The following is a 1,160-nucleotide window of genomic DNA, read 5'->3' as shown; positions in this document are numbered from 1 at the left end:
GTAAAAAAGGACAGGCATATATTTTGCCAGAAAATTTTGCACCTCTACCATCGTAGGTAACCGTATCATTATTTTTTGCGCACTGTTAGTGTTAGTTACAGCACTTAGAATTCAGTTGCTTGGCAGGAATTTTAGGTATAAAAGGCAAATCGAGGTCGACACCTTGTTTAATAACGTGTTTTTTAAACAAACCAATGAAGATGCAACTGTTCAACCTGCGCCTTTGTACCATTTTACATCGTTGCTGGCGGCTTGCTGCTTTAACCGTTGTTTGCTGCCTGCAAAATTTGAGTACTGCTGCCTAAAACGTTGAATTGATTCAAGCCATTGCGCTTCTTCTATATTCAACGTCAGGAGCACTTTTGGCACTGCGTTGTTGATATGCCCTTTTTTCTTTGGATCTATCTGGCGGCCACTCCAGTCGACTAATTCAATGTAATCCAGTAATGCAAAGGGGATCGTGCCTTTAATATGATTACCACCAAATAGCTTTAGCTGTGCTGGTTGACTTTCATGTTGAACAGTATCTTTTTGTTTGAGAGGCTTATTCGCTTTAACCGTGTCTATGGTAAAGGCTTTGAAATGCGCTATACGCTCTTGAATTGAGGTAAAATCACTGTCTTCAAGCGTATCAGCTATATTTGCTCTTATGGGGTTCAAATCAACGTAGGCCATGCAACTGAGTACTGCGGTTTGATCTAATAATGCCTGTGACTTATAGCGCCCTTCCCAGTACTTGCCCGTGCAGTTATCTTCTTTATTGGCTTCGCGGGCAATGTACTCATTGAGGTTTTTCATATACCAACTGATGTCATACAATCTTTCTCGCCATTTAGCGATGATCTCATTGAAAAAGAGCAAACTTGGCTTATCTAACTGCTCACCTTTTAAGTGGCGGTCGACTAAAACATGGCCATTATAAAGTAGATACCAGCGTTCAATTACTTCATCATCTGACCAATCAAGTGCTTGACGTCTATTGACGTTCACAACAAGGTGGTAGTGATTGCTCATAATCGCGTAGGCGGCAATTTCAATAGCGAACACGCTACTTAATAACTTAATTCGCTCTACCAACCACGCCCTACGGTGATCAAAGTTTTTACCTGTGTATTTATCATCACCACACAAGAATGCACGTCTCACGCATCGTGAGATTA

General features: G+C 41.1%; 1 protein-coding gene. It reads right to left on the bottom strand.

What is annotated here, in order from left to right; genetic code table 11:
• Positions 1–210 precede the first annotated feature (210 nt).
• On the bottom strand, positions 211–1,158 hold the full coding sequence (locus HH219_RS21605) for an alpha-amylase family glycosyl hydrolase (RefSeq protein WP_349251635.1): 948 nt from the start codon (positions 1,156–1,158) through the stop codon (positions 211–213).
• Positions 1,159–1,160: the final 2 nt, after the last annotated feature.

The organism is Pseudoalteromonas sp. NEC-BIFX-2020_015 (assembly GCF_012952265.1).
GTDB classification, from domain to species: Bacteria; Pseudomonadota; Gammaproteobacteria; order Enterobacterales; family Alteromonadaceae; genus Pseudoalteromonas; species Pseudoalteromonas neustonica.
The sequence above is the reverse complement of the archived record's forward strand: the minus strand, read 5'-3'. Positions and strand labels throughout refer to the sequence as shown.